Source organism: Corynebacterium sp. HMSC08F01, from assembly GCF_001807545.1.
Lineage (GTDB): Bacteria > Actinomycetota > Actinomycetes > Mycobacteriales > Mycobacteriaceae > Corynebacterium > Corynebacterium coyleae.
Map to the genome: position 1 here is coordinate 1 of NZ_KV789286.1, position 25,430 is coordinate 25,430.

The 25,430-nt window shown below is 62.8% G+C and carries 20 protein-coding genes; 6 read left to right on the forward strand and 14 right to left on the reverse strand.

Annotation, left to right across the window (positions count from 1 at the left end; genetic code table 11):
• Positions 1–55 precede the first annotated feature (55 nt).
• The 4 genes from HMPREF3171_RS02590 to HMPREF3171_RS02605 are packed head-to-tail and all read right to left on the reverse strand — an operon-like array spanning position 56 to position 4,808.
• A complete protein-coding gene (locus HMPREF3171_RS02590; protein WP_070482625.1) occupies positions 56–1,792 on the reverse strand; it encodes an acetyl/propionyl/methylcrotonyl-CoA carboxylase subunit alpha in 1,737 nt (578 codons plus the stop codon).
• Positions 1,793–1,809: 17 nt separating this feature from the next.
• Positions 1,810–3,357 (reverse strand): 5-oxoprolinase subunit B/C family protein, encoded by a 1,548-nt coding sequence (locus HMPREF3171_RS02595; protein ID WP_070482627.1) that lies wholly within the window; start codon positions 3,355–3,357, stop codon positions 1,810–1,812.
• The gene (locus HMPREF3171_RS02600; RefSeq protein WP_070482629.1) at positions 3,354–4,109 is read right to left on the reverse strand and encodes a LamB/YcsF family protein; all 756 of its coding nucleotides are present in this window, start codon (positions 4,107–4,109) and stop codon (positions 3,354–3,356) included. The genes HMPREF3171_RS02595 and HMPREF3171_RS02600 overlap by 4 nt, the downstream gene beginning before the upstream one ends.
• Before the next feature lie 57 nt (positions 4,110–4,166).
• The gene (locus HMPREF3171_RS02605) at positions 4,167–4,808 is read right to left on the reverse strand and encodes a GntR family transcriptional regulator (protein ID WP_070421271.1); all 642 of its coding nucleotides are present in this window, start codon (positions 4,806–4,808) and stop codon (positions 4,167–4,169) included.
• Positions 4,809–4,964: 156 nt separating this feature from the next.
• Here HMPREF3171_RS02605 and ppk2 point away from each other — a divergent pair, with 156 nt between their 5' ends.
• Entirely contained in the window at positions 4,965–5,816 is an 852-nt protein-coding gene (gene ppk2 / locus HMPREF3171_RS02610; protein WP_070482631.1) for a polyphosphate kinase 2, read from the forward strand.
• Here the strand turns inward: ppk2 and HMPREF3171_RS02615 are convergent, their stop codons facing one another.
• The 7 genes from HMPREF3171_RS02615 to HMPREF3171_RS02645 form a co-directional block, all read right to left on the reverse strand.
• Entirely contained in the window at positions 5,817–6,578 is a 762-nt protein-coding gene (locus HMPREF3171_RS02615) for an HtaA domain-containing protein (RefSeq protein ID WP_070421269.1), read from the reverse strand. It abuts the gene before it with no gap.
• A gap of 64 nt (positions 6,579–6,642) precedes the next feature.
• Positions 6,643–6,906: a hypothetical protein gene (locus HMPREF3171_RS02620; RefSeq protein ID WP_070482633.1), complete on the reverse strand. Its 264-nt coding sequence runs from the start codon at positions 6,904–6,906 to the stop codon at positions 6,643–6,645.
• 5 nt (positions 6,907–6,911) lie between these two features.
• Complete coding sequence (locus tag HMPREF3171_RS02625; protein WP_070482635.1) at positions 6,912–7,712, reverse strand: HtaA domain-containing protein; 801 nt, start codon at positions 7,710–7,712, stop codon at positions 6,912–6,914.
• 92 nt (positions 7,713–7,804) lie between these two features.
• Complete coding sequence (locus tag HMPREF3171_RS02630; RefSeq protein ID WP_070421266.1) at positions 7,805–8,608, reverse strand: heme ABC transporter ATP-binding protein; 804 nt, start codon at positions 8,606–8,608, stop codon at positions 7,805–7,807.
• Positions 8,605–9,648: a FecCD family ABC transporter permease gene (locus HMPREF3171_RS02635; protein WP_070421265.1), complete on the reverse strand. Its 1,044-nt coding sequence runs from the start codon at positions 9,646–9,648 to the stop codon at positions 8,605–8,607. Before HMPREF3171_RS02635 ends, HMPREF3171_RS02630 begins: the two co-directional genes overlap by 4 nt.
• Entirely contained in the window at positions 9,645–10,712 is a 1,068-nt protein-coding gene (locus HMPREF3171_RS02640) for a heme/hemin ABC transporter substrate-binding protein (protein WP_070482637.1), read from the reverse strand. Before HMPREF3171_RS02640 ends, HMPREF3171_RS02635 begins: the two co-directional genes overlap by 4 nt.
• Before the next feature lie 25 nt (positions 10,713–10,737).
• Positions 10,738–12,672, reverse strand: a complete 1,935-nt coding sequence (locus HMPREF3171_RS02645; RefSeq protein ID WP_070482638.1) for an HtaA domain-containing protein — start codon at positions 12,670–12,672, stop codon at positions 10,738–10,740.
• Between the two features lie 92 nt (positions 12,673–12,764).
• Here HMPREF3171_RS02645 and HMPREF3171_RS02650 point away from each other — a divergent pair, with 92 nt between their 5' ends.
• Positions 12,765–13,193: a hypothetical protein gene (locus HMPREF3171_RS02650; protein WP_141743317.1), complete on the forward strand. Its 429-nt coding sequence runs from the start codon at positions 12,765–12,767 to the stop codon at positions 13,191–13,193.
• A gap of 11 nt (positions 13,194–13,204) precedes the next feature.
• Here HMPREF3171_RS02650 and HMPREF3171_RS02655 read toward each other — a convergent pair whose 3' ends face one another.
• The 3 genes from HMPREF3171_RS02655 to HMPREF3171_RS02665 form a co-directional block, all read right to left on the reverse strand.
• Complete coding sequence (locus tag HMPREF3171_RS02655; RefSeq protein WP_070482664.1) at positions 13,205–13,852, reverse strand: biliverdin-producing heme oxygenase; 648 nt, start codon at positions 13,850–13,852, stop codon at positions 13,205–13,207.
• Positions 13,853–13,935: 83 nt separating this feature from the next.
• Positions 13,936–14,517, reverse strand: a complete 582-nt coding sequence (locus HMPREF3171_RS02660) for a DNA-3-methyladenine glycosylase (protein WP_070482666.1) — start codon at positions 14,515–14,517, stop codon at positions 13,936–13,938.
• A complete protein-coding gene (locus tag HMPREF3171_RS02665; RefSeq protein ID WP_070482642.1) occupies positions 14,514–15,296 on the reverse strand; it encodes an HAD family hydrolase in 783 nt (260 codons plus the stop codon). Before HMPREF3171_RS02665 ends, HMPREF3171_RS02660 begins: the two co-directional genes overlap by 4 nt.
• A 40-nt stretch (positions 15,297–15,336) precedes the next feature.
• Here HMPREF3171_RS02665 and HMPREF3171_RS02670 point away from each other — a divergent pair, with 40 nt between their 5' ends.
• The 4 genes from HMPREF3171_RS02670 (at position 15,337) to HMPREF3171_RS02685 (ending at position 25,423) form a co-directional block, all read left to right on the forward strand.
• Positions 15,337–16,317: a 3-hydroxyisobutyryl-CoA hydrolase gene (locus HMPREF3171_RS02670; protein WP_070482644.1), complete on the forward strand. Its 981-nt coding sequence runs from the start codon at positions 15,337–15,339 to the stop codon at positions 16,315–16,317.
• Positions 16,318–16,436: 119 nt separating this feature from the next.
• On the forward strand, positions 16,437–17,828 hold the full coding sequence (locus tag HMPREF3171_RS02675; RefSeq protein WP_092103027.1) for a glyceraldehyde-3-phosphate dehydrogenase: 1,392 nt from the start codon (positions 16,437–16,439) through the stop codon (positions 17,826–17,828).
• A 189-nt stretch (positions 17,829–18,017) separates the two neighbouring features.
• Positions 18,018–23,045: a carboxypeptidase regulatory-like domain-containing protein gene (locus HMPREF3171_RS02680; RefSeq protein ID WP_168161866.1), complete on the forward strand. Its 5,028-nt coding sequence runs from the start codon at positions 18,018–18,020 to the stop codon at positions 23,043–23,045.
• Positions 23,046–23,053: 8 nt separating this feature from the next.
• Positions 23,054–25,423: a zinc metalloprotease gene (locus HMPREF3171_RS02685; protein WP_141743318.1), complete on the forward strand. Its 2,370-nt coding sequence runs from the start codon at positions 23,054–23,056 to the stop codon at positions 25,421–25,423.
• Positions 25,424–25,430 lie beyond the last annotated feature (7 nt).

Sequence of the window (25,430 nt, forward strand, 5' to 3'; positions counted from 1 at the left end):
CCCGCGGCTACCCGGTGAAAAACACCAACCACGGGGCAATGGACCAACTCTTCGGCTAGGAGATCGTCGCGATCGTGGCGTTCGCCTTGACTCGCTCACCCTGCTGCGCCGCCAGTGAAATCTGGCCGTCGCGGGTTGCCTTGATCTGGGATTCCATCTTCATGGCCTCGATCGTGGCAATTGGGTCGCCCTTGGCAACAACGTCGCCGTCAGCCACGAGCCACTCCACGATGGTTGCTTCGTACTTGGTGGTGACGGCCCCTGCGGCATCAGCAGCCGGAGTGGAAGCCTCGGCCGGGGCTGCGTTTCCTCCGCCGGTGCCGAGGAGGGCGACGGGGAAGCCGATGGTGTGGAGTTTGCCGTCGATTTCGATGACGACGTTGCGGCGTTCGTCGTAAATGTGCTCGATGTCCACGTTGTTGTGGCGCTGCGACGGCGAGTAGTTGTGGTCCACCCAGTCGGTGTAGACGTCCAGGGTGTCGCCGGTCAGTTCCGGGGCGACGACCATGTCGCGGTGGAACGGGATGACGGTGCGCACGCCTTCGATGGTGAACTCGGACAGGGATTGTTCGGCGCGGCGCAGGGCGGTGTCGCGGTTGGGGCCCCAGACGATGAGTTTGCCCATGAGTGAGTCGTAGTAGGGCGGGATCTGCCCACCGGTGAGTACGCCGGTGTCGACGCGTACGCCGGGGCCGGTGGGGGCGTCGAAACGCGTCACGGTCCCGGGCGACGGCGCGAAGCCGTTGGTCACGTCCTCGGCGTTGATGCGGAATTCGAAGGCGTGGCCGTTGATCTGTGGGTCGACCGAGTCCCCGTCGACGAAGGAGAGGGGAAGCCCGTCGGCGATGCGGAACTGCTCGGCGATGATGTCCACGCCCGTGACCGCCTCGGTGACGGGGTGCTCGACCTGCACGCGCGTGTTGACCTCCAAAAACGACACGGTGCCGTCCTCGGAGACGATGTATTCGACGGTGCCGGCGGACTGGTAGTTGGCCTTGCGGATGATCTCGCGTGCGCCTTCTTCGATGGCGTTGCGTTGCTCGTCGGTCAGGAATGGCGCGGGGGCTTCTTCAATGAGTTTTTGGAAGCGGCGCTGGGTGGAGCAGTCGCGGGTGCCAAGTACGGCGACGTTGCCGTGGGCGTCGGCAAGCACTTGCGCTTCGACGTGGCGTGGGTGGGTGAGGAACTTTTCCACGTAGCATTCGCCGCGGCCGAACGCTTCGCGTGCCTCACGTCCGGCGGATGCGAAGCCTTCTTCGATGTCGGCTTCGTCGAAGACAACTTTCAGGCCGCGACCGCCGCCGCCGAATGCAGCCTTGATGGCGATTGGCATGCCGTGTTCTTCGGCGAAGTCGTGCGCTTGTTCCCAGGTTTCGAGCGGTTCGCCGGTGCCGGGTGCGAGTGGGGCGTTGGCTTCGACGGCGAGGGCGCGGGCGGAGAGTTTGTCACCGAGCAGTTCGATGGCGTCGGGGGATGGGCCGATCCAGGTGAGGCCGGCTTGTTCGACGGTGCGGGCGAAGTCGGCGTTTTCGGAGAGGAATCCGTATCCGGGGTGGAGGCAGTCGGCGCCGGCGCGGTGGGCGATTTCGATGAGCGCCGGGATGTTCATGTAGGTCTCGGCGGAGGTTTTGCCGGGGAGGAGGTAGGCCTCGTCGGCGACTTGGGTGTGGAGTGCTCCGGTGTCGGGTTCGGAGTAGACGGCGATGGAGCGGATGCCGAGGTCGCGTGCGGTGCGTGCGATGCGGACGGCGATTTCTCCGCGGTTGGCGATGAGTACTGCATTCAAAGTCATGTTCGGTCCTAGAAGTGTTAGAGGGGATAGCGTTCGAAGCGGAGTTTGGCGCCGGGTGGGAGTTGGGCGGCGATGTCGACGTCTTCGTTGATCACGGTGGCCATGACGGGGTATCCGCCGGTGACGGCGTGGTCGCGGAGGAACAGGACGGGTTGGCCAGAGGGTGGGATTTGGATGGAGCCTGCGACCATGCCTTCGCTGGGGAGTTCGCCTTCGCGTTCGCGTGTGAGGGGGACGTCGGATTCGAGTCGGAGGCCGACGCGGTTGGAGTCGGCGGTGACGGTGAATGTGGTGTTGAAGAAGCGTTCGACGGCGTCGTTGCTGAACCAGTCGTCGCGGGGGCCGAGGACGCAGCGTACGGTCCCGACGACGTCTGCTCCGTCGCGTTCGACACGCAGGGGGTTGGTGAGTAGTGAGTTGGCGGATTGTGGTTTGGCTAGGGACATGGCGATGGTGTCGCCGCTTTGGAGTGGTTTGGGTCCGAGGCCGGAGAGCATGTCGGTTGCGGCGGAGTTGAGTTCGGTGTCGGCGATGAGTCCGCCACGTACGGCGATGTAGGTGCGGAACCCGAGGCGCGCTTGCTTGACGACGACCTCCGCACCCGCCGGGACAATCGTCGGCGTTGCCAGCAGTACTGGCCTGCCGCCGACGGTGACGTCCGTGTCGGCACCGGTGACGCAGATGACGGTTTCGGTCAGTGCGGTCATGGTGAGCCCGCCGATGTTTTCGAGCAGGGTGGCGTTGCGTTTGTTGCCTACGGCTGCGTTGGCGGTGCGTGCGGAGGCGCGGTCGGCGGAGCCGGAGGTGGTCACGCCGAGGTTGCCGTTGCCTTGGCGGCCGAGGTCTTGGTAGAGGGTTTGCAGCCCGGCGTCGTCGAGTGTGAAGACGGGGCGGCGTGGTGGGGTGGCGAGGTGGTGGCGGGCGAGGGTGGTGTCGTCGTTAAGTGTGTCGACTGCTCTGTAGTGCACACGGTCGCCGGGGGCGACGAGGGCGGGCGGGGTGGCGGTGGAGTCCCACATGGGGGTGTTGGTGGTGCCGATGAGCTGCCAGCCGCCGGGGGAGGTGCGTGGGTAGACGGCGGAGAATTCGCCTGCTAGTGCCACGGCGCCGGCGGGCACGGCGGTGCGTGGGGTGTCGCGGCGCGGGATGCTCAGGGCGCGGGTGGCGTCTTCGGGGACGCAGTAGGTGAAGCCTGGGGCGAATCCGCCGAAGGCTGCGACCCAGGTGGTGGAGGTGTGCCAGTCGATGAGTTCGTGGGTGCTCATGCCGAGCGATTCCGCCAGCGGGGCGAGGTCTTCGCCGTTGTAGAGCACGTCGATGGCGATGTCGCGTGGTTCGGTGTGTTCTGCGGCTGCGGGACTGTAGGTCTGCAGCGTGTCGATTGCCTTGGTGGTCGCGGTGGGCGAGTCGAAGGTAAGCAGTACGGTGCGTGCGGCTGCAACGACGTCGGTTTGGTGGTCGAGCGGGCTTGCGGTGAGTGCGGCGTAGTAGTTCATCACCGTGGCCAGGTCGGGCAGGTCGACGATGAGGCCGCGGGTGCCGACCCGTTTGATGCTGAGGGTCATAGGACGCTCGCGATCGTGATGTTTTTGTCGCGAAGCTTGGCGACGACACTGCGTGTCAGCTCGACCGAGCCTGGGGAGTCGCCGTGGACGCAGACGGATTCGGCCTGCACTTTGACTTCGGTGCCGTCGATGGCGGTGACGGAGCCGGTGGAGGCGACCTGGAGGACGCGTTCGGCGACGGCGGCTGGGTCGTGCAGGACGGCGTTGGGTTCGCGGCGCGATACCAGCGTGCCGTCGGGGTTGTAGCCGCGGTCGGCGAACGCTTCGCGGATGACGCGCATGCCGGCTTTTTCTGCGATGTCGACGGCAACACCGCCTGGCAGCAGCATGACGGCCAGGTCGGGGCTGAACGCTTTGATGCCGTCGATGACGGCTTTGGCGTGGGCCTCGTGGTGGACGATGGTGTTGTACAGCGCGCCGTGTGGTTTGACGTAGCGCACGTGCATGCCGTGAACGCGGGCAAGCGCGTCGAGGGCGCCGATTTGGTAGAGGGTTTCGTCGGCGAGTTCGCCGGGCGTGTAGTCCATGAATCGGCGGCCGAAACCGACGGGGTCGTTGTATGCCACGTGTGCGCCGAGTGTGACGTTATGTGCTGCGGCGTCTTTGAGTGTTCCGGCTATGGAGTGGGGGTCTCCAGCGTGGAAGCCGGTCGCAACGTTTGCGCTGGAGACCATCTGCAGCATCGCCGCATCGTCTGCGACCGGGTTGCCCGCAGTCGTTTCACCGAGGTCGGCGTTGAGGTCGATATGCATGACCCCAGTTATACCGCTGTTCGAGTGTGACCCCGAACATAAGGGGGGGGTGCGGGGCTAGATGAGCTGCCCGCTGTTGATCTTCTCGATCATCTCGATGATTTCGGTGCTTAGCTCAATCAGTTGGTGCTGGAGGTAGTCGGATGCGCCCTGGCGATCGTCGGCACGCAGCAGCTCCACGATGTGCTCATTAATGCCGATGAAACGGCGGTTGAAGGAGGGGTCCTTCTCCAGAATTGGGAGGGTGGCTAGGCGGAGGAAGGCGTCGAGCTGGTCCATGGTGTCGCCGAGGGTCTTTGAACCCATCGAGGACAGTACGACGTGGTGGAATGCCTGGTTCACAGCGATGAACAGGTCGTCGTCCTGTTCCTCAATTGCGGTGCGGCCTTCGGCGTTGAGCTCCTCGAGGCGGTCGACGTCCAGGTCGGTACCCCATAGCAGTGCAGCAGGTTCGATTGCTGCACGTGCGCGGAAGGTGTCGGTGATGAATTCCGCTGTTGGGGTCGCGAGGAACACACCGCGGTTGGGGATGCGCTCGACCAGGCCTTCAGCGGTCAACATTGCGAAGGCTTCGCGCAGCGTATTGCGAGATACCCCGAAGCGGTCAGCGAGGGCCACCTCGTTGAGCTTCTGTCCGGGGATAAACTCACCGCGCGAAATCGCTCTGCGAACTTCGGCGGAAACGTTATGTGCAAGCATGGCATCCGTTTAGGTCAGCGTTACCGGGACTTTTTGAGTGACCCGGTACGGTATTGAAAAGGTTTCGGGAGAAGTATAGCCCATAGATTGTTCAACAATGTCTTCCCTCGCGAGATAATTGTTGTGTCGTTTTTGTCTGTGAGTACGGTTATACCTATGAGCCAAGCTAAAAAGCCGCCGAAGTTGTCCCGTGATGCCTATGAGCAGGAGTTGCTGCGCCTCCAGGCTGAGTTGGTTGCGATGCAGCAGTGGGTCGTCGAAAACGGCGAGCGTGTTGTGATCATTATGGAGGGGCGTGACGCTGCGGGCAAGGGCTCCGCAATTAAGCGCATCACCCAGTACCTCAACCCGCGTCAGTGCCGCGTGGAGGCGCTGCCGAAGCCGACGGACCGCGAGGCGGGTCAGTGGTACTTCCAGCGCTATGTGGAGAAGCTGCCGACGGCAGGCGAGATCGTCATCTTTGACCGTTCCTGGTACAACCGTGCCGGCGTCGAGCGCGTGATGGGCTTTGCCACCTCTGAGGAGTACCGCCGCTTCCTGCACCAGGTGCCGATCTTTGAGCGCCTGCTGGTTGAGGACGGCATCGTGCTGCGCAAGTACTGGTTCTCCGTTTCGGATGAGGAGCAGTACAAGCGTTTCCAGTCCCGCCGTGAGGATCCGTTGCGTCAGTGGAAGCTTTCGCCGATGGATCTGGAGTCCATTACGAAGTGGGAGGAGTACTCCCGCGCGAAGGACGAGATGTTTGTCCACACCGATATTCCGGCGGCGCCGTGGTACACGGTGGAGAGCGAGGACAAGAAGCGGTCTCGCATCAATGTCATTTCGCACTTGCTGTCGACGATTCCGTATGAGCATATTGAGCCTGACCTCCCAGAGATTCCCGAGCGTCCGGCGATCACGGACTATGAGCGTCCGCCTCGCGACGAGTTCCGCTACGTGCCCGATGTCGCCGCCAAGTTGGAGAAGCGCAAAGTGGGCAAGGGCAGCAAGAAGAAAAAGAGAAAGTAGTTACCGGGGCAGCCACTGCGCAAGGAGCGCCCGGACCGGGGTAAGGGTTGATGCGTAGGCGAGACCGCCAAGTACGGCGAGCACGCCCACGGCGATGCCCGCGATCGCCCCAGGGCTGAGAGCAGTCGCCCCGAATGTCACGTTGAGATCCACTTCAGAGTCTTTTAGCAACGTGCCCTTCGGGTAGTGCCTGAGGGACTTCTCCATGCCGGTATCCGACACCGTTGTCCGGTTGTGCTCTGTCACTCGTTTCGGCGGGGTGATCTCGCTGCCGAGTGTGAAGGTGACCAGCGGCTCGTCGTCCCCCTTGGCGCCGACTGGCTTGTACGTCTTGTTCGCGACCCCGGCGAGGAGGTAATCGCCGTACAAAGTGGCGTTTTTTCCCTCCACCTTCAGCTTGAGGTCCGAGTATTTTACATCTACGGCCCAGCCGTCGTAGCCACCCGCATTCTTGTATCCCTGTACCTGCGCTGAGCCGTCGAGCGCGAATGTCCACGTCTTTCCGGTCCGCGTCGCGGAGGTGACCGGGAAGGAGAATTCAAGCGCTTCCTGGTTCCACGTCGCGCCCCCGCCTGTGAGCACGCGACCTTGACCTTTAATGACGGCCTGATTCAGAAAACCGGTGGAAATGGGCCACACAAATTCGCCGCCAACCTCGGCGGGCTCAGCAGAGGAGCTTTCGGCGGCGGCAGGAATTGCCAGCGCAGTGGCGAATATAAGCGCGGAGAACCCCGCCGCAGCGGCGTTTCGGGAGATGAGCATTGAGGCGAATCCTTTTCGAATCAAATGAGGGCCCCGCCGGACGACGGGGCTCTTGAGGCAGTGTTTAACGCACCAGTTGGGGCAGTTGTGGAGGCTTGATGCCGAGGATTGACGCGGCCCCCTGTATGAGGGCGCTGAGCGCGAACCCTAAACCGGTGAAAGCCATCGCCAGTGCGATTGCCCGCGTGGCTTGCGTAGCCGGCGAGCCGTCGTCTGTCGAGGAAATCTCCGTGAAAGTGTCTTCCTCCGCAGTTTGGCCTTCGGCGACGGCGGGGGAGCAAAGCAATAGCGCCACCGCCACTGCGGTGGACAATCGCGCCTTGCACATGGACGCTACTTGCCCATGAACTGGTTAATCAGCTTCTGGACCGAAGGCTGAGTCGCCGCAAAGCCCAGGCCGCCCAGCACTGCGATAACCGCCATGACAATGCCGACGATTGCGCCGGTGCTCGAGCCGTCCTCATCGGTCGGCTTCGGGTCGGTCGGCTTCGGGTCCTTCTTCGGGGCCTTGAATGCGAGGTTGACGGCGACTTTCGAGTCATCCAATGGCTTGCCGACTTCGTAGCTCGAGCCGAAGATGTCGACGCCGAACTCGGTCAGCTTGGTCGGGGTGAACGTCGCAGACAACTTGTTGTCCTTGCCGGGCTTCAGCGCATCTGTGACCTCGAACTCTGCGATCGGCTTGTCGTCTCCGGTGGCGGTGGTGGGCTCAGAGCCCGGCATTGCGCCCTTGCGCACGTAATCCGCCTGCAGGACGCCCTTCGTGCCGTTGACCACAATCTTGAAGTCGGACATCTTGATGTCCATAGCGCCGTGGTGGCCCTCGATCGAAATGGCGCCGTCGAGGTCAATGGTGCCGTTGCCGTTGGCATCGAGGGCGGAGTCGGCGGCATTGACCGGAAGTGCGAAGTCGGCAAGCTTGCCGTCGCGAAGGACCTTCTCCGCGCCTTCCGTGGTTGTGATGGTGCTGGCGACGAACGGGGATTGCACGTAGCGCAGGAACGATTCCTTGATGTTCCAGTGCGCATTTCCCGACTCGATGGTTGGCGCATCCGCGAAGGCAGCGGGGGTGGCGAATGCAGTCGAGATCATGGCCGTGGCGGTGATGGCCGCGAGGGTGGTGGTGCGGGACATTGATGAAGCCTTTCGGTGAGTTGGTGTGGTGGATGTAACATCGCACCGATGGGATAGGGTAGGCTAACCTTAGCAAGGTATCCCTAACTTTTTCAAGGGGTGGGGGGAGCTGGGGCTGGACACCAGAGTCCGGAGACGGGTTCACCCGCCTCGTCGGGGGCCACTAGGATCCGCCCACTGCTTCGCAACACGGTGATGGGCCAGTCGTAGACGGAGCTGAGAATCGCGTCGTTGTACACTTCGTCAACGGTGCCTGCCGCTGTAATCTCGCCCGCCTTAAGGCACACGACGCGGTCGCAATATCGCGCCGCGAGCTGTAGGTCGTGCAACACGACGATGACTGTCACACCGCGACGCGCAAGCGCGCGAACGGCTCCCATCGTTTGTTCTTGGAAGTGAACGTCCATGGCTGCCGTTGGTTCGTCGAGAAGCACGACCTGCGTTTGCTGCGTGAGCACCCGCGCGAAGGCTGCGCGGGCTCGCTCTCCGCCGGACAGCGTCACAATCTCGCGGTCCTGTAGGTGGGTGATCCCCGTCGCGTCGAGCGCCGCATCCACGATCGCCGCATCGTCCGGCCCACGGCCCCAGGGGTGGCGGCCCATTTCGACGACATCGCGCACGAGGAAGGAAAACGCCACGCTGACGTCTTGGAGCATGACAGCGCGCGTGCGCGCGAGTTCGGAGGCTGTGCTTTCCGACGCATCCTTGCCCGCCACTTCGACCACTCCGTGCGCGAGCTGAATGTCACCCGCCAAGGCCGACAGCAGGGTCGACTTTCCGGCTCCGTTGGGTCCGATAAGCCCGGTGACCTGGCCGGCGGTTGCGTGCAGGTCGACTTGGTTAAGAATAGTGCGGTTTTGCTTCTGCACAGTGACGCCACGTGCGGTAACACTCATATCTGGTGGTTCTTTCGTATCATTTGCCGCAACAGCAAGAAGAATGTTGGCCCACCGATCAGCGCGGTAAATATGCCAATCGGTAGGTCTGCAAAGGGGATGATTGTGCGGGCGAGAATGTCGCCGGCACCGATCAAAAGTGCCCCACCGAGAGCTGAAGCGGGGAGCAGCACCTTATTGGAAGGGCCTACCGCAGTGCGCACGATGTGCGGCACCACAAGACCCACAAACCCGATCAGTCCCGCAAACGAGACAGCGGCAGCGGTGAGCAGCGTCGACAGCACGATCGCCGCCATTCGCAGGCGTGTGACATTGAGCCCGACGTGGTAGGCGGCCTGGTCGCCGAGTGCGAGAAGGTCGAACTTGCTGCCTAACAGCATCGCCAGCGTCAGTGACACGATGACCACGCCTGTCACTGCGCCCGTTTGCGCCCAGTTCGCGCCCGAGAGAGTGCCCATCTGCCAAAAGATGATTTGCTCTCGCGCGGTCGTGGGGGCCATAAAAGTGAGCACTGAAATAATGGCACCGCAGATAGCGTTGGCCGCGATACCCACCAAGATCAGGTTGAGCACGCGAACCTTGCCGCCGACTCGTGAGAGGAAGTACACCACCGCGGTTGCAAGGGTCCCAGATATAAAGGCAAGGACGGGCACCGTCATCGTGCCGAAAGTGGTGAGCCCGAAGACGAGCGCGACGGCGGCCCCGACGCCCGCGCCGGTGCTCACGCCGATCACGCTCGGCTCCGCGAGCGGGTTGGCGAAGACTGCCTGCATGAGCGCCCCGCTGACGCCCAGCGCGGCACCGACGAACAGACCGAGCACCAGGCGGGGGAGTCGGATCTGCCAGATCACGGACGCTTCCAGAGAGGTTGCAGACAGCGGGCCGGCCTGGAGAATCGGCCACAGCTCACGGACCGAAAGCTCGAACTGTCCAACCATGATCGAGCCGATGGCTGTCGCCACCAGCAGCACACTGACGGTCGTGAACAGCGCCACACGGCCGCGGCGGCGGGCGTGAAACACCTCGGCGGAAGATGTCACTGCCCCTCCCCGTACAGGGCGTGGGCTGCGCGCAGCAGAAGTTCCCCGGTTTGGGGGCCGAACGCAAGCGAGTCGCCGTCGGGAAGTGAAAGCACGCGCTTGTGCTGGCCGGCGGTCGTCTGTGCGACACCGGGTCGTTGAAGCAGGCCCTCGATATCGCCGGTGGATTGCAGCCCGCCGTTCATCATGACGAACACCTCCGGATTGACCTGGGCGAGCGCTTCGGGGCTGGCGGGGGAAGCGTTGCCGATGCCGTTTTCAGTGTTCACGTCGACGCCGCCGAGCGCCTCGATGAGGTCCTTGGTGCCGTCTTCGCCGCCGAGCAGGTAGAACACGCCGCCGGTCCCGCGCGCGTACAGGAATGACATGCGCAGCGGCTGTTTCGGGACGACCTGTTTGATCGCTTCGAGAGCTTGCTGCACCTCTTTTTCACTTCGTTCCGCGAGGAGTTTGCCCGCTTCTGGCTCCCCGACGACGGAGGCCACGTTCATGATGTCCTCTCCCATTGATGCCATGGTCCGTTTCGGCTCCATGACGACGGTGGTCACGCCCGCCGCGCGGATTTGGTCGATGGCCTCGCTCGGACCGACGGAGTGATCCACGATGACCAACGTCGGGCGCAAGTTCAGTATTGCCTCCACGTTTAGTGAGTGACCGTTTTCGGTGACCACGGGAAGGTCAGAAAGCGAGGGTTCCGCGGAGCTGACCGTGCGACCGACAATGTTGTCCGCCAACCCGATACCGCGGAGCGTCTTTGTGTAGGTGCCGTAGAGGTCGAGCGCGAGGATGCGGGAGGTGTCGGTAACCGTGACGTCGTGGCCGTCGGCGTCAGTGAGTTCGACGGGCAGCGCAGTTTCGCGCTCCGCTTCGACGGGTTCTACCTCGGAAATCTCCGATACCATCGCGACGCCCTCAGCCTGGTGCGGGTCGGCTCCGGTTGCGAGCGACTGCGAAAGCGCCTTTTGTTCGGTTTGCACGGGGTTGTCCCAGCTGGCGCAACCTCCAAGCGACAGACCCACGGCCGCCGCGACCGCGCAGACGAGGGGTGTTTTCCAAAGCTTCATTGAGAGTTTCCTTTTCTATCCGGTTTTATCCGGTCGCAATAAACCTGGTCAGCGCGCCACCGGCGCCGAGCAGCGAGGCCACCAGAAGCAGGAGTTTGGCCACCGTTGAGTCGTCCCAGCCTCCGCTGCCGGCGCCGTCGCCTGCCGCGGAGTTTTTGATCTGGAACTTTCCGCCTTCGGGCTGTTTGGCGGATTCCACGGCATCTGTACCTTCTATCTCGTCGAACACGCTGCCTTTTGCGTTTTCGGGGGTCGTCCCTGAGTTCAGCTTCGCTTGGGCTCCTGCCGTGCCGCCGCGCTTCAGCGCCGCAGCGTCACCTGCGGTTCCGCCTTTGCCTGTCGACGACTCCGAGGAGGCCCCACCCTGCCCCTCGCGGCAGTTCGCCGTGTTGCCGAGGCGAGCGCTGAAACTCACTGGGTCGAGTGGGGCCCCAGCGGGGTAGAACTGGCCGAACGCCTCCGCGCCGACTTGGGTGAGCGTCGCCTGCGCGGAGCCGGACACCGCGGAATCGGAAACGCTCAGCTCGCTGAAGGATAAGTTGGCGATCGCGATGCGGCCGAAATCATTCGCCTTGCCATCAGTGCTATTCGACGAAACATTGATGACGATTTGGCCCGAATCGCCACTGAACTGGATCTCCATATTGGAAAAGCGGGTGTCTAACACCCCTTCGTGGCCGGTGAAGTGGATGGTGCCGGGGTAGAGGATGGAACCGGAGCGTGCGGCAGTGTCCACCGCGCCGGAATTGCCGGAGAACGTGAACGCGTTGCCGTCGTCGCCGACGCCTTTGAGTTCCCAGCGTCCTTTCGCGATGTTGCCGCGGATGTACGTGCGGAAAGATTGGCGAATGCCCCACTGGGCCTCGGAACTGACAATCCCGCGAGACGCGCTCGAGTCACAGATCCCGCTGTCGCTGGCGCCACCCGCAGGTGCCGCACCAGTGGGTTTTGCTGCATTACCGGTGTTCGTGCCACCACTCACCTTCGGCGCGCCGGCTGGTGTCGCGGGGACGGAGCCAGGGTTGACGTTCGCTGGACTGTTCGTTGCGTTGGAGGTTCCTCCCGTTCGGGGGGCATTGGACGTGGGGGCGCCGCTGTTGGCCGCTGGTGCAGGGCTCGTGCCTTCCTGCGTCGGAAGTACCCGGCGATGCAGTGACTCACCGCTGCGCAGCAGTGTCTCAGTGTTGGCGAACATCGCGTTGAGTTCTTCCAGGGTGTCGTTGATCTCGCCGAGGAGGCGGGCCGGGCCGGAGGTGGCGCCCGATCTCTTTGCGCCGGAGGTGCCGCCGCCCCCTTTGGGCTGTGGGGCGGGGCCGGAGGCGTCGTTAAGCGATAGCTCAATTGTGACCGGGTCGAGTGGAGCGCCCACCTCGTAGAAGCCACCGAAGATCTCCGCACCGGTTGTGGTGAGGGAGGTGGGGCCTGCGATGGTCGTTGTTTGTGCGGAGAAATCCGGGGCGGCGTTGAGCGCGATGGTGGCGAGCAGCTCTTGGGTGCCTTCGCGCACCGGGCCGGTCGAGTTCATGCCCTCGTACTTCCGTGAAGCGTAATCCACCCGCAGTTCGGCTTGAGCGCCATTGACCACCACTGTGGGGTTGCGCAGCGTCATATCAAGCGCGCCGTTGTGCCCGGTGAAATGGACCTCACCCTGGAAGCTGATTTCGCCGGCCGAGGCTGAAGTCAGTGCCGAGGATTTGGCGTCGAACGTGAAACCGTCGCCTGAGCGCTGTGCGCCGCCACCGACCGAAATGCTGCCGTGGGCTATGGGACCTTCGATGTATTTTCTGAACGATTCGCGCACCCCCCATTGCATGGTTCCCGCTGAGACACTGCGGTGTGTGCTGGCAGACTCTTCGGCCGCCGCGAGAGGAAGAAGCGCAGGCGCGGCGCCGAACATGGTGGCGGTAAAGCCGATCAGACTCGCGCAAGCGACTGCGCCGAGGTGGGTGCGAACATTCATGGTTGCCTCGAGGTGCGAAATAGCAAAAAGTAGGTAGGCTAACCTTACCTAAGTAAGGTTAGGTTTGCATAATGTTGAAAGGGGTTGTCGTGATGGCGCAACAGACGGGACCTGCTACCAAACTCATTCGACCTGTCGGTGTGCGATTGCCGCGCACATATGAAGGCGGCGCTGTGCACTTCGTCACCTGGGAGCGCGCCCTGATCGCCTTGATCACAGGTGTGATCGCGTTTGGGGCGGGTACCGGAAGCATCTGGGTGGCGTTCCCTGCGAGCGTGGCGTTGGTGGCTGCGGTTCTCGGGCTTTCGTCACTGCCCTCGCATAAGGGCCGCGATGCCGGTGCTCGACTGGGCAAACGCGCGGGGATCGTCCTCGCGGTGGCTTGGGGGTTGATTGTTTGCTTGGCAGTGCTAGTGCTGTTTCTGGTGCCTGCGCAGTTCACGCTCACCGGCGGAGTGCTCACTGCGTTCGTGGCGGCTGGGGCGATCTGGGGTGCGATCGCTCACGTTGACAGGCGTTAAGGAGCCTCGGCCTAGCCGGCGTGGGTCGAAAGGTCCTGGAACACTGCCTGGTTCAGGGCGAAAACGTGCTGGGCGGTGGAGATGATTCGTGCGCGCTCTTCGTCGTTAAGCTGCATCGCGTCGAGCGCCTCCTTGTAGTGCGCGCGGTAGTGTGGGATCTTGCCTACCGCGGAGAAGTTGTAGAAGTGCAATGCCTCGTCGGGCAGCGCGTACGCATTCTGGAACACGCGTGCGAGCACCTGTCCGCCGGCAATGTCGCCGAGGTAGCGCACGTAGTGGTGGGCGATGACTTCCGGGCCGGAGTCCGGGGTGAGCGCCTCGAGTTCGGCAACGTAGCGCCTCGTGGCATCGAGTGGGGCGGTGGTTTCCTTCCAGCCGGCACCGAGCATGGCGGTGAGATCGGCTTCGAGGGCGGGCACGCGCTCGAGGCGCTCGTCGGCGATCTGCGCCACCGCGGGGTGGGAAGCGGCGCGGCGCACCGCATCTTCGAGTGCCGAATAGATGTGGAAGTACTGCACTGTCAGCTCTGCTACGGCTGCCCGGTCCAGCTCGCCTTTTCCAAGGCTCGACATGAAGGGGGAATTCTCGGCGCTGGAGTGCGCAGTGGCAGTCTGGTCTTTGAGTGCGGCCGACAGTCGCTGGTCAGTGGGGGCGGCCATGGTCATCTGCTTCTCCAATCTAGGAATGAAGGGTAGGTTACCCTTAGTTGCAGATTGAGAATATAGGTAAGCCTAACCTTCAATCAATCACCCAAAAGGTTGATCCGCTTCGGGCGCCCGCGTGGTGTGGATACGGTCTTGTCGCCGGGGATCCAGAACCGCCACGGGGCGTCTTTGTTTTTGCTGATCCCGATGCGGGGTCCTGCGACCCATTCGGGTTCCGCATCGCGCGGGGTGAGGTGAATGGGGGTGCCGTTGTCGCCTAACCCCAGTGCGAGTGTTTGGCCGAGGTTGCCTGGCCCGCGGGCGAGGTTTTCAAACGGGATCAACGCGCGGTCGGGGCGTTGGCGTCGCTGGCGGGCGAGTGCTTCGCCGGCGACGACTTCGCCGCCACGCATGAGGCAGCCTTGGCCGATGCCTTCGGGCGCGCAGACGATGTTGCCGTTGTGGTGGATGCCGTAGGAGAGGTAGACGTACAGCCTGCCGGGTGGGCCGAACATGGCGGCGTTGCGGGCGGTTTTGCCCCTGTGTGTGTGGGCGGCGGGGTCTTCAGCGCCGAGGTATGCCTCGACTTCGGTCAGGCGCACGGTCACCCCGTTGTGGGTGATCAGGCACCCTAGCAACTGCGGTGCGACGACGTCGGCGGGTTGGGTGAAGTCGATCATTGCAGCCATTGCGCAAGCTTATCGACGACCGCCTCGTCCCCATTCGTCCCAATCACCTCATCCGCGATCGCTTTGAGGTCGGGGTGTGCGTTGTCCATCGCTACCGCGTGGCCGGCGGCGCGGAGCATGCCGAGGTCGTTGAGGAAGTCGCCGAATGCCGCCGTCTGTGCAAGGGGGATGCCCAGCGTGCCGGCGAGCGCTTCGAACGCGTGGCCCTTGTCGGCGTCTGGGTGCATGATGTCCAGCCAGTGCTTGCCGCTGACCACTGCGCGCAGGTCGGGGGCGTGTTCGCGGACCCAGGGCAGGGCGTCGCGTTCGGCGTCGGTTTCAACGTAGAGGGCGATCTTAACCACGGGGCTGGGGTGGTCGCCGAGCGCCGACAGCGTTGTGCGCGAGGCGTAGTACTTGTCCACCTCCGCGTCGATCGCCGGCGGCAGCGGGAGGGTGGCGGCTACCTCCGGGGCGCAGATGACGGCGTGGGCGGGAAATGGTGCGTCGGGTAGCGCTGCGATGAGGTTGCGGGCGGCGTCTGCGGGCAGGGCCGTGGTGGAGACAACTTCGCCGGCGTGCCACACCACCGCGCCGTTTTCGGCGATGAACGTCTCGCATGCGGGGAACATGCGTTGCAGTGTTGCCAGTTGGCGGCCGGAGGCGGGGGTGATGGTGACGGACTGGGCGGTGGCGTCGTCGTCAAGCTGCCAAAAGCGCTCAGGTACCTGGCCTTCCGGGGTGAGGAGGGTGCCGTCCATGTCGAGTGCGATCAGTCGTGGCGTCTGCATTGCCCACACCATACCGGTGTGATGTGGAACACTGGGCGGCATGACTGAGTTTGTGAAGACCGAAGTACGCGGCGCGACCGGGGTGATCACCCTCGACCGCCCCAAGGCCCTGAATTCTCTGAACCCGGAGATGGCACGCGCCATCGACGAGATCCTGAAGCAGTGGCGTGACGACGACACCGTCACCCAAGTTGTCATCCAGTCCTCTGGCAAACACTTTTGCTCCGGCGGCGACGTCCGTGCCGCGCGCGACGGTGTCCTCGAGGGACGCCTGGATGAGGTCGATACGTTTTTCGCAGACGAGTACGCCATGAACTTGGACATTGCGAACTACCCCAAGCCGTACATCGCGCTGTGTAGTGGCGTGATCATGGGCGGTGGCATGGGTGTGTCGGCGCACGGCTCGCACATGGTGGTCACCGAGGATGCGTTTGCGTCCATGCCGGAGATGAACATCGGCTACATCACGGATGTGGGCATGTCGTGGCTGTTGCAGAACCTGCCAAAGCGCCCCTCGCAAGCGCTCGGCGCGTTTTTGGCGCTGACGGGGTATCGGCTTACCCCCGATGACATGCTGGCTACCGGCCTGGCCACGCACAAGGTTGCCTCGCTTGACGGGGTGCTCGACGGGATCGTGGAGCACGGGCCCGGCTACCTCGACGAGATCGGGTTGGAGCAAGGAGAATCGCAGCTCGAGGCACTGTACGAGGACATCGAGGCCACCTTCACCGGCTCCTGGGCCGAGATCCGCGAGCGCCTTGACGGCGAGTTCGGCGAGAAGGTGCAGGAATTGACCAAGCAGGCGTCCCCGTCGTCGCTCGTGGCGGCGGCGGAACTCATCGCAGCCAACGCATCGCAGGATCTGGCCGGCGCGCTGGACAACGAGCGCCGCCTGGGCGCGGTGATGGTGCGTGAGCCGGACTTTGTGGAAGGGGTGCGTGCGGTGCTCGTCGATAAGGATCAGGCCCCCAAGTTTGCCCCCGAGGCGGACCCCTCCAAGTATCGCGCTGTCCTGCGCTAAAGTAAATGGCGGTGTGGGGCTGAAATTGCCCCCGAATCCAACACGCTGAAGGAGCAACGTTGACCGAAACCACAAACCCCCGCGACGACTGGAACCACAAGCTCACCCTTGCCCAGGAGATGCTGCCGCTGATCAGCCGCCTGCACCGCGAACATAACGCGGTCACCTCGGTTTACGGCCGCCTGCTGGTGGGTGTGACCGACATCGAGATCATCAAGGCACACCGCTACGCGCGTCGTATCGACGAAAAGGAGCTCGCCCTCGACGAGACGCTCCCGATCCTGCGCGAGCTCGTGGAGATGGATCTCGGCACCGCTTCGATCGACCTCGGCCGCCTGGCAAAGGAGTTCAAGTACTCCGAAGAGAAGGATCTGCGTACCTTCCTGGATGCGCAGCTCGCTGACGTCATCGGTACCTCCTCCGAGCTCGATGCACGCGACGTTGTGCTCTACGGCTTCGGCCGAATTGGCCGTCTGCTCGCCCGCATCCTGATCGCGCGTGAGGCAATGTACGGTGGCGTGCGCCTGCGTGCGGTGGTGGTGCGTAAGAAGGGTGACATCGACATCATCAAGCGCGCATCCCTGCTGCGCCGCGACTCCATCCACGGCCCGTTCAACGGCACGATCACCGTTGATGAGGAGAAGGAAATCATCTGGGCCAATGGCACCCCGATCCAGATGATCTACGCCAACGACCCGGCCGAGATCGACTACACGGCGTACGGCATCAACAACGCCATCGTCGTCGATAACACTGGCGTGTGGCGCGACCGCGAGGGCCTGTCCCAGCACCTGCAGTCCAAGGGTGTGGACCGCGTGCTGCTTACCGCGCCGGGCAAGGGCGACATCCCGAACATTGTCTACGGCATCAACCAGGACATGATCGGCGACGAGCGCATCCTGTCCGCAGCGTCCTGCACCACCAACGGCATCACCCCGGTGCTGAAGGTGATCAACGACCGCTACGGCGTCAAGCACGGTCACGTTGAGACGGTTCACGCGTACACCAACGACCAGAACCTGGCCGACAACTTCCACAAGGGCAACCGTCGCGGCCGCGCAGCGGGCCTGAACATGGTGCTCACCGAGACCGGTGCGGCGAAGGCCGTGTCTAAGGCCCTGCCGGAGTTTGAGGGCAAGCTCACCGGCAACGCCATCCGCGTGCCAACCCCGGACGTGTCCATGGCTGTGCTGAACCTGGACCTGGAGAAGGACGTTGAAAAGGACGAGGTGAACACCTTCCTGCGTCGCGTGTCCACCCACTCCAACCTGCGCCAGCAGCTCGACTACATCAACTCGCCGGAGGTTGTGTCGACGGACCTGCTTGGCACCTCCCACGCATCCGTGGTTGATGGTCTGGCCACGATTGCTTCCGGCAACCACCTCGTGCTCTACGTCTGGTACGACAACGAGTACGGCTACTCCCACCAGGTGGTTCGCGTTGTCGAGGACATTGCGGGCGTGCGCCCGACCGTGTACCCGGCACGCAAGGAGCCGTCGGAAATTCAGTAGCGCGTTTGCTTAGCGACGACTCCACCGCCCCGGCCACATTCGGCCGGGGCGCTTCGTCGTGTAGTAGGGGTGTGGAATAGCTGGCAGTTCCTTGAAAGGTTTAGATAAGGCATATAACTAAGTGGTATCATTCCTGTGTTTTACCGTTCGTTTCCCGTGCCTTTGCTTCGAGAAAGTTGAATGACGCCCATGTCTCGCTATTCCGATGACCCCCGTCGCGTACACCGCCCACGGGGCATGCGCATCACCGCAGTTGCGACGGTGCTCGCGCTTGCCGGCACGGTCGCCGAAGTCCCGCTGGGTACCTTCACGCCGGTCGCGCACGCGCAGAGGATGCCTACTCTGCAACCTGGTATCGATCATGGCGAGGTTCGCATTGAAAACGGCAATTGGCGAGGAGCGGTCTTCTTCAACGGGTCCATGCGGGTGAAGACGGTATCCATCGAGTTCGTGCCGCCGGAAACCGCGCCCCCGCCGCTCTTCGCAAGTAATGTTAAGTCAGCGCCGGAGGGGGATCCGGTATTCAAAAGGATCCCTGAAGTCTCGCAGTTCAAGCTTGATCACCGCGTTTACAGAAACCGCCAAGAAGTTGTGCTGAAGACATACGATGTCACCGTCCACCGCAGCATCGCGACAACACCCTCAGGCAATTATGCGATTCGCCTGCGCTATGAGCTACCGGAAGAGTTGCAGGTAGAAAGAATGCACCGCCTGATCCTTTGGGGGATGGGCAAGGGCGGTTATCCGACTCCGATGGCCGGTGGTGGCTCCCGGTACACCGTGCCTATGGTCAACATGGCTTCGCCGGGCAAGGTGCGTGTGCATAATCCGGACGAGGAGCCAGTCGGCCGCCCGAAGGTGTTGGTGAACAGGAAGTGGACCAACCGCCAGGGCAAGGAAATCGTCCTCCAGGGTGAGGAAGCGGTTGCCGATAACGGCTCCTACTGGCTGACCTCCAACAACCCAGGAACGACGTACCAGATTGGCGTGCGACCTCCAGCGGGCTTTGTCAGCCCGGCGACCAAGCCGTGGAAGGACGAGGCCACCGCCCCGGATTTTGATCTGTACCCGATCACCGTCACCGGCCGGGTGATCGACGACAAGGGAGTCGGCATGTCCGGTGCACGTGTGACCGTCGGCGGTAAGTCGGCCCAGACTGATCAAAGCGGTAACTTCACCGTGCCCAAGGTTCCGGTGCCCAAGGATCCAGAGGATAAGTACACGCTGGTCGTGGGCGAAACTGAGGACAGTCAGGGGACAGAGGTTGAAGGTGTCAAAGTAGAGGATCAGCGCGTCAACCGCATCGCGGACCCGATCGTTGTGCAGCGCAAGCAGCAGTACGGCAAAGTCAGCGGAAAGGTCAACGGGCTGCCGGAACGCACCAAGGTGAAGGTGCGTGTCGTCGGTACGAACACTGTCGTAGACACCGATGAGAACGCGGAGTTCACCATCCCGAACCTGGCAGTAGGCAAGCACGTGCTCGAGGTCGTCCCAGAGTCGCTGCCGAAGGGGTATTCGGTGACCCAAACGGCAGACGTGGACGTCAAACGCGCAACCACCGCGAACGCAAACTTCACCGCCACGCGCGATAAAGGCAGCATCTCTGGTGTGATCTCCGGCGTGCCGGCCGACAAGCAGGTCAAGATCCGCGTCACGGGTCCCGAGATTTTGGAACAGACCGTCTCGGGCGGCCACTACAGCTTCCCGGACCTGCCCACCGGGAACTACCGCGTCGAAGTGATCAACAACTCCGTTCCGCGCGGATACTCCGTCACGGGCCCGCAGAACGCCAAGGTGGAAAAGTACGAAAACAGGACTGTTGGGTTCGCGGTGATTGCGGACAACGTCACGGGCGTGATCAAGGTGGTCGACGACGCCAACAGGCCGGTCGCCGACGCTACAGTCACCGTTGACGGGCGGACCGAAACTACCAACGCCGAAGGCCTTGCAACGTTTGGGGATCTCGCGCCGGGTGCCTACACCGCCGCAGTGTCTGCTGCCAGGGGCAAGTACAGCGGCGCATCCCAGGGGTTCGTGCTGTATCCGGGCGATAATGATCCGGTGACGGTGAAGGTTGGTTCACTGAACCAAACCGGTGGCATTGTTGTCGACGATCTTGGTCAGGCTGTGGCGGGTGCGCAGGTCGTCGTCAAGCAAGGCTCCCGTGTCATCGGCACTTTCCCGACCACCCCGGAAGGCAACTTCAACGCCGGCGCGCTGGCTGCAGGCAACTACACCGCAGAGGTGGCCCGTAACAACACGTACGACGCGGCGAGTGCAAACTTCACAGTCGAACCCGGCGGAGACACCGAGTCAGTGATGCTCAAGGTCGCGCTGCATCGCGGATCCATCAAGGTTGGCGCCTCGGGGCCGTTGGCTCCGACGGGGGTGTTCCTCAACGGCGGCCCGAACAACGAGTACCTGCCGATTGAGGAAGCCGGCGGCGACTACGTCTTGAATGACCTGTACCCGGGCGAGTACACCCTTGGTGGGCGCGCGCCGGAGGGGTACACGATCGAAGGCGGCGGTGCTGTCACCATCAACCCAAATGAGACGTCGGAAAAGACACTCAACGTTGTGCGCAACCTGGGCAATATCGCAGGTAGCGTCACCGGACTGCCAGGCGGTCAACATGCCGAGATCCAGGTACGTGGTGCAGACCAGAACACCGCTGGCGTGAAGAAGACTGCGCCCGTGGTCAATGGGACGTATTCGATTGCTGGTCTACCAACGGGCACCTACACCGTCGAGATTGATGGCCCGCAGGGGTATTCGGCGCCGTCGCAGGCCGCGAAGGTGAAAAAGGACAGCACCGAAACGCACGACTTTGCGCTCGCGCTGGACAAGGTGGACCTCGTCTTGCAGGTTGTCGACGACACCGGCCACCCCGTCGCCAACGCCAAACTTGATGTCGCCGGGCGCACGGTGAATACCAACGCGGAAGGCATGGCTACGGTCGAGGACATCCTGCCCGGAACCTATACGGCCAAAGCTGCCGAAAGCGAGACCCACAGCGAAGGCAGCCAGGAAATCACGCTGCAGCCGGGTAAGCACGGCAGCGGCGAAATCCGGGTGAAGACGCGAAACGCGGTGAGCGGCACGCTTCTCGACGACCTCTCCGCACCCGTCGCCAACGCCCCCATCCTCATCACCCAGAACGGTAAGGAAAACGCCAAGGATACGACCGACGCACACGGCAGGTTTAACGCGGGCAAACTGCACGCCGGCGAATACACCGTGCAGGTTGAATCCAGCGACAACCACGGAGGAACAACCAAGCGTTTCAGTGTGGAGCCGAACAAGCCGCGCGATCTGGAGCTCACGGTGGCGCTGGTCAAGGGGTCCGTCAACATCTCGGTCACGGGTGATGCGGAGCCAGAGTCGATCACGATCACGGGTGGACCGAAAAACGAAACCCGCAAGGTAGAAAAGGTTGACGGCAAGTACGTCATCGATGGCCTCTACCCAGGTGATTACACCGTGACCGCAAAGGCACCGAGCAACCACGCCGTCACACGTGAAAACGACGGCAAGGTCACGGTCAAGCCAACCGAGCAGTCCAACCTGGGCATTACGGTGAAAAAGGAGCCGGCGACGTCGAATCCGGCCCCGCAGCCGGATCCGTTCGTGTGGGCACCTGTGGTGGTGCACGCCGGCGAGGTAGGCATTGGCACGCCGACGCGTAAGGGGAGCAGTGACCCGGTGCCGTCTGGGTTCACCACCAACGGCGTGGAAAAGGTCATCTCCGGCAACAAGACGGAACAGGTTGCGCCGAAGGATTCCTGGATTCGTGTGGAGCAGGACGGCACGGTCGTCGCCACGCCACCGCGCGATGCCGTGCCCGGAACTTACCGCGTAGAGGTCAACACACCGACGGGCCAACGCGAGGTCGTCGAGGTTGTCGTGGCTGAAGAAAAGCCCATGGCCGATCGCTACACGGTCGAATGGGCGAAAACCCCGGTGCCTGCTGGTGTGGAGCGCTCCTCGAGCTCGCCGCGTGCGCAGGTGGTGGAGCGCGGCTTCACATACGACGACCGCGTGCTGCCCGCAGGTACAACGTTTAAGACGAACGCCAAGGGCGTGACCATCGACGCCAAGGGCAGCATCACGTTCAAGCCGGAGGCCAACGCAAAACGTGGCACCCACACGGTCCCGGTCACGATCACTTTCCCGGACGGCAGTTCCAAGACGGTTAACGCCGTCTTCGAGGTCGGCGAGCCCATGCTGGCAGACCTGGCAAACCTCGGCTACGAAGACGAGATCATGGTGGTCCCGGGACTGAGTGCAACCGTGCTGCGCACCGGCGACGCTGCGTTGCCCGAGGGGACGACCTTCAAGATGAAATCCGGGTCGAGCCTGGGCGGCTGGTCCGCGACGGTGGACGCGAACACCGGCGACGTGCGAGTCAACGCGCCGAAGGTGAACGCGCGTCCGCTCACGGTCAAGGTCATCGCCTACTTCCAGGATGGTTCCACCAAGGAACTTGAAGCGCGCGCTCGCTTGGCCACAGCTTCTGCACACGCCGTGAAAAACTCCATCTCCTACCCGTCTACCACGGTGCGGGTGGGCAACACAGTTGCAGTCGCCGCTGTTGGCGATGCGGTCAAGGGTGCGGTCTTCGACGTGATCGACAACGCTGGCCTTGACGTCGGCGTGAACAGATCCACCGGCGCGCTGCGCATCACGGCGCCGAAGAACGCCGAGATCGACGAAACCTACAAGCCGCTGATCCAGGTGCGCTACCCAGACGGCAGCGCACGCGAAGTCACCGCCACGGTCACGGTGCCTTCGGATGCGGCGACGTTTGACGCCGGATACGTTGGAGCGAACGTACCCATCGGCGGCGAGGCTCGTCCGGAACCTTCGTCGAAACTGCCAGAGGGCACGCGGTTTAGCATCGACGGCTTCAACGAGCAGGGCTGGACAGCAACTATCGACGAAAAAACCGGCCGCATCACCGCCCGTTCCAATGGCAGTGTGCCCAACGGCAAAACCACCTCCGTCAAGGTGCGGGTGACCTACCCGGACGGATCCTCCGAACTGGTCAACGTCCCCCTGACGGCGAGGGCGCCGGAGGAAGTGGTGGTTGAGGATAAGGGGTCGTCGACAAGCGTTGGCTGGATCGCGGTCCTCGTGGGCGCGCTGGCGCTGCTTGCCGGCGTAGGATTCGCCGCATTTTTGAACCAAGACAAGATCATGCAGGTACTGGGTAGGTAGGCAACAACATGCGATTTTCCACAAAAGTAATGGCAGTCGGCCTGTGCGCCGCCCTCGCCCCCGTCTGCGTTGTGCCCGCGCAGGCCAAGGTCACGCAGCAAGGCAGGCAGGTTGTCGTTGAGGGGCAGCAGAAGAGCACATGGTCGCCGTACATCAACGCGACCGTGCGCCCCGACGGACAGGGCCTCTTCGACTTCGACCACCCCGAAGCCGCCGCCGAGGTGCTCAAGTACGGCCTCAGCACCGACGTGTACGTCAACGAGGCGAAAATGCCCGTCGACTGGAACGCGACGCCCGAAACCCTCAGCAGAGACGACGGAACCGACACGGTTGTCTACACCCAGACGTTTAACGGTGTTGAGGTCAAACGCACCATCAACATTTTCGACAACATCATCCAGTACACCGTCACCGCCACCAACGTCTCGGGCGCCCCGGTCAATGTCCGCGTCGAAGCCGTAAGCGACATCATGGGCGACCACGGCCAACTCCGCGCGCAGCAATACTTCGACGGCGAAATTCGCGTCTCCCCGGAAAAGCCCGGCCACACCGCACGCGTGAAGTTTGCGAACGCCGACCGGTTCGGCGTAGGACCGACCGCTGAGAAAGCCAAGGAGAGCCGCAACGACAACGACGCGCGCTACCAGGCCGGACGCTGGAGCAAGAGCCTCGCAGCGGGTGAGAAACTCGAAGCCGAAACCCAAGCGCGTTTCATTCCGCAGCCAGCCGCGTTCGACTCCGACGGCGACGGGCTGCGCAACTCGTGGGAACGCGTCGGCATGAAACTCTCCTCAGGCAAATCGCTGCCAATCCACCAGTGGGGCGCCGACGAAAACAAACCCGACCTGTTCCTGCAGCTGCACTGGATGCGATCCGAGTGGGAACAACTCAAGTGCGATCGGAAGGAATCCTTCGCGGCATCCGTGGAGGGCTTTACCCAGTTCGCCGACTGTGCGCGTGCAAACACGAAGGACTATGCGCCGTCGCCGGAGATCCTCAAGCAGTTGGAGGAGCGCTTCGCCAAACAAGGCATCAATCTCCACATCGTTGCGGGGCCGGAGTACGTCAGTTCCTCGATGTCCAGCATGAAGGAGGCAGACCGCGAGGGCGGCAAGACCGAGGACTACGCCAAAGAATTCATGCCAGGGTTGGCCGATCCGAAGTTGGCCAAAGACGAATGGGCTTACGCGCTGTATGCGCAAAACCAATTCATCTCGGCACGCGAACGGTTGCTGGGAGAACGCAAGGCGGTCTTCCGCGTTGGCGTCATCGGCGACACGATTTCTCGCGGCGACTCCTCGACAGGCCTCGCTTTGGTCAACGACTCCGTATTCTTCGTGGCGAACCATCCTGAGATGACCACGCAGGAGCAGCTGCGCAACACGATCCTGCACGAGTTCGGCCACACCCTGAACCTGCTGCACTACGGCGCGCACGTGGAGTCAAACACGGCACCGGCGCGCGATGACCTCGAAGAGTACAACTCGGTGATGAGTTACGCGCACCAGTTCAACCAGTTCAACTTTGCCGAAAAGGAAACGCACGGCCACGACGAGACCGGCAGGGAGTTTCAGATCCCGGCGGACTGGGCGAACCTGAACCTTCCAGGCGCGAACGTTGGCCAAGGCCACATCGGAGTGAACGACGAGACAGACAAGGAAAACGACAAAGACGACCACGATCACGACCACTCGCACGGCGAGGAAAGCATGCCGGTGCTGACCGAAGGTGACGTCAAAGAACTGGTCATCAACGCGGCAAGCAACAACAAGTACAAGGCAGGCTTCCGTCTCAACGAAACCGCAAACGGTGACAATGGCGTCGTCGCACAGCTTGGCGACGACAACGTCCTGCGCGGCACCATCTCCAACCTGGGAGACGTGGACGAGCGGTTTAAGGTCAGCGTCAACTACGGCTCGGGCGTGTTCCAACAAAGCTACGACCTGAAGCCTGCCGGCAAAGTCGGCGACGAGAAGCAGGTAGACATCAAGCTCGACCGCGCGGCGTTTTTGGACAAGCCGGTCGTTCCGCTGAGCGTAGTGGTTACAAACTCGCGCGGAACGGAAGTGTTTAGCCAGTCCTACAACGTCTCCGCGCTGAACTACACCCGCGAAGAGATGGCGAAGGTGCTTGCCGAGGTGCTTGCCTCCGACGCCCCGGAGTACGTCAAGGACATGGCCCGCAGGAAGCTGCAGCCGAAGGACAAGACCGAAGGGACGAGCAACGCGCCGGCGGCGCAGAAACCGAAGACGCAGCAGCCGCCGGCCAACGGCGACGGTGCGGTCTCGCCAGTGGCGATCATCATCGGCGTGCTGCTCGCTATCGGCGGCCTTGGTGCTGCGCTAGCTGGCTGGGCGATGAGCCAGGGCATGATTTAGCGCATGA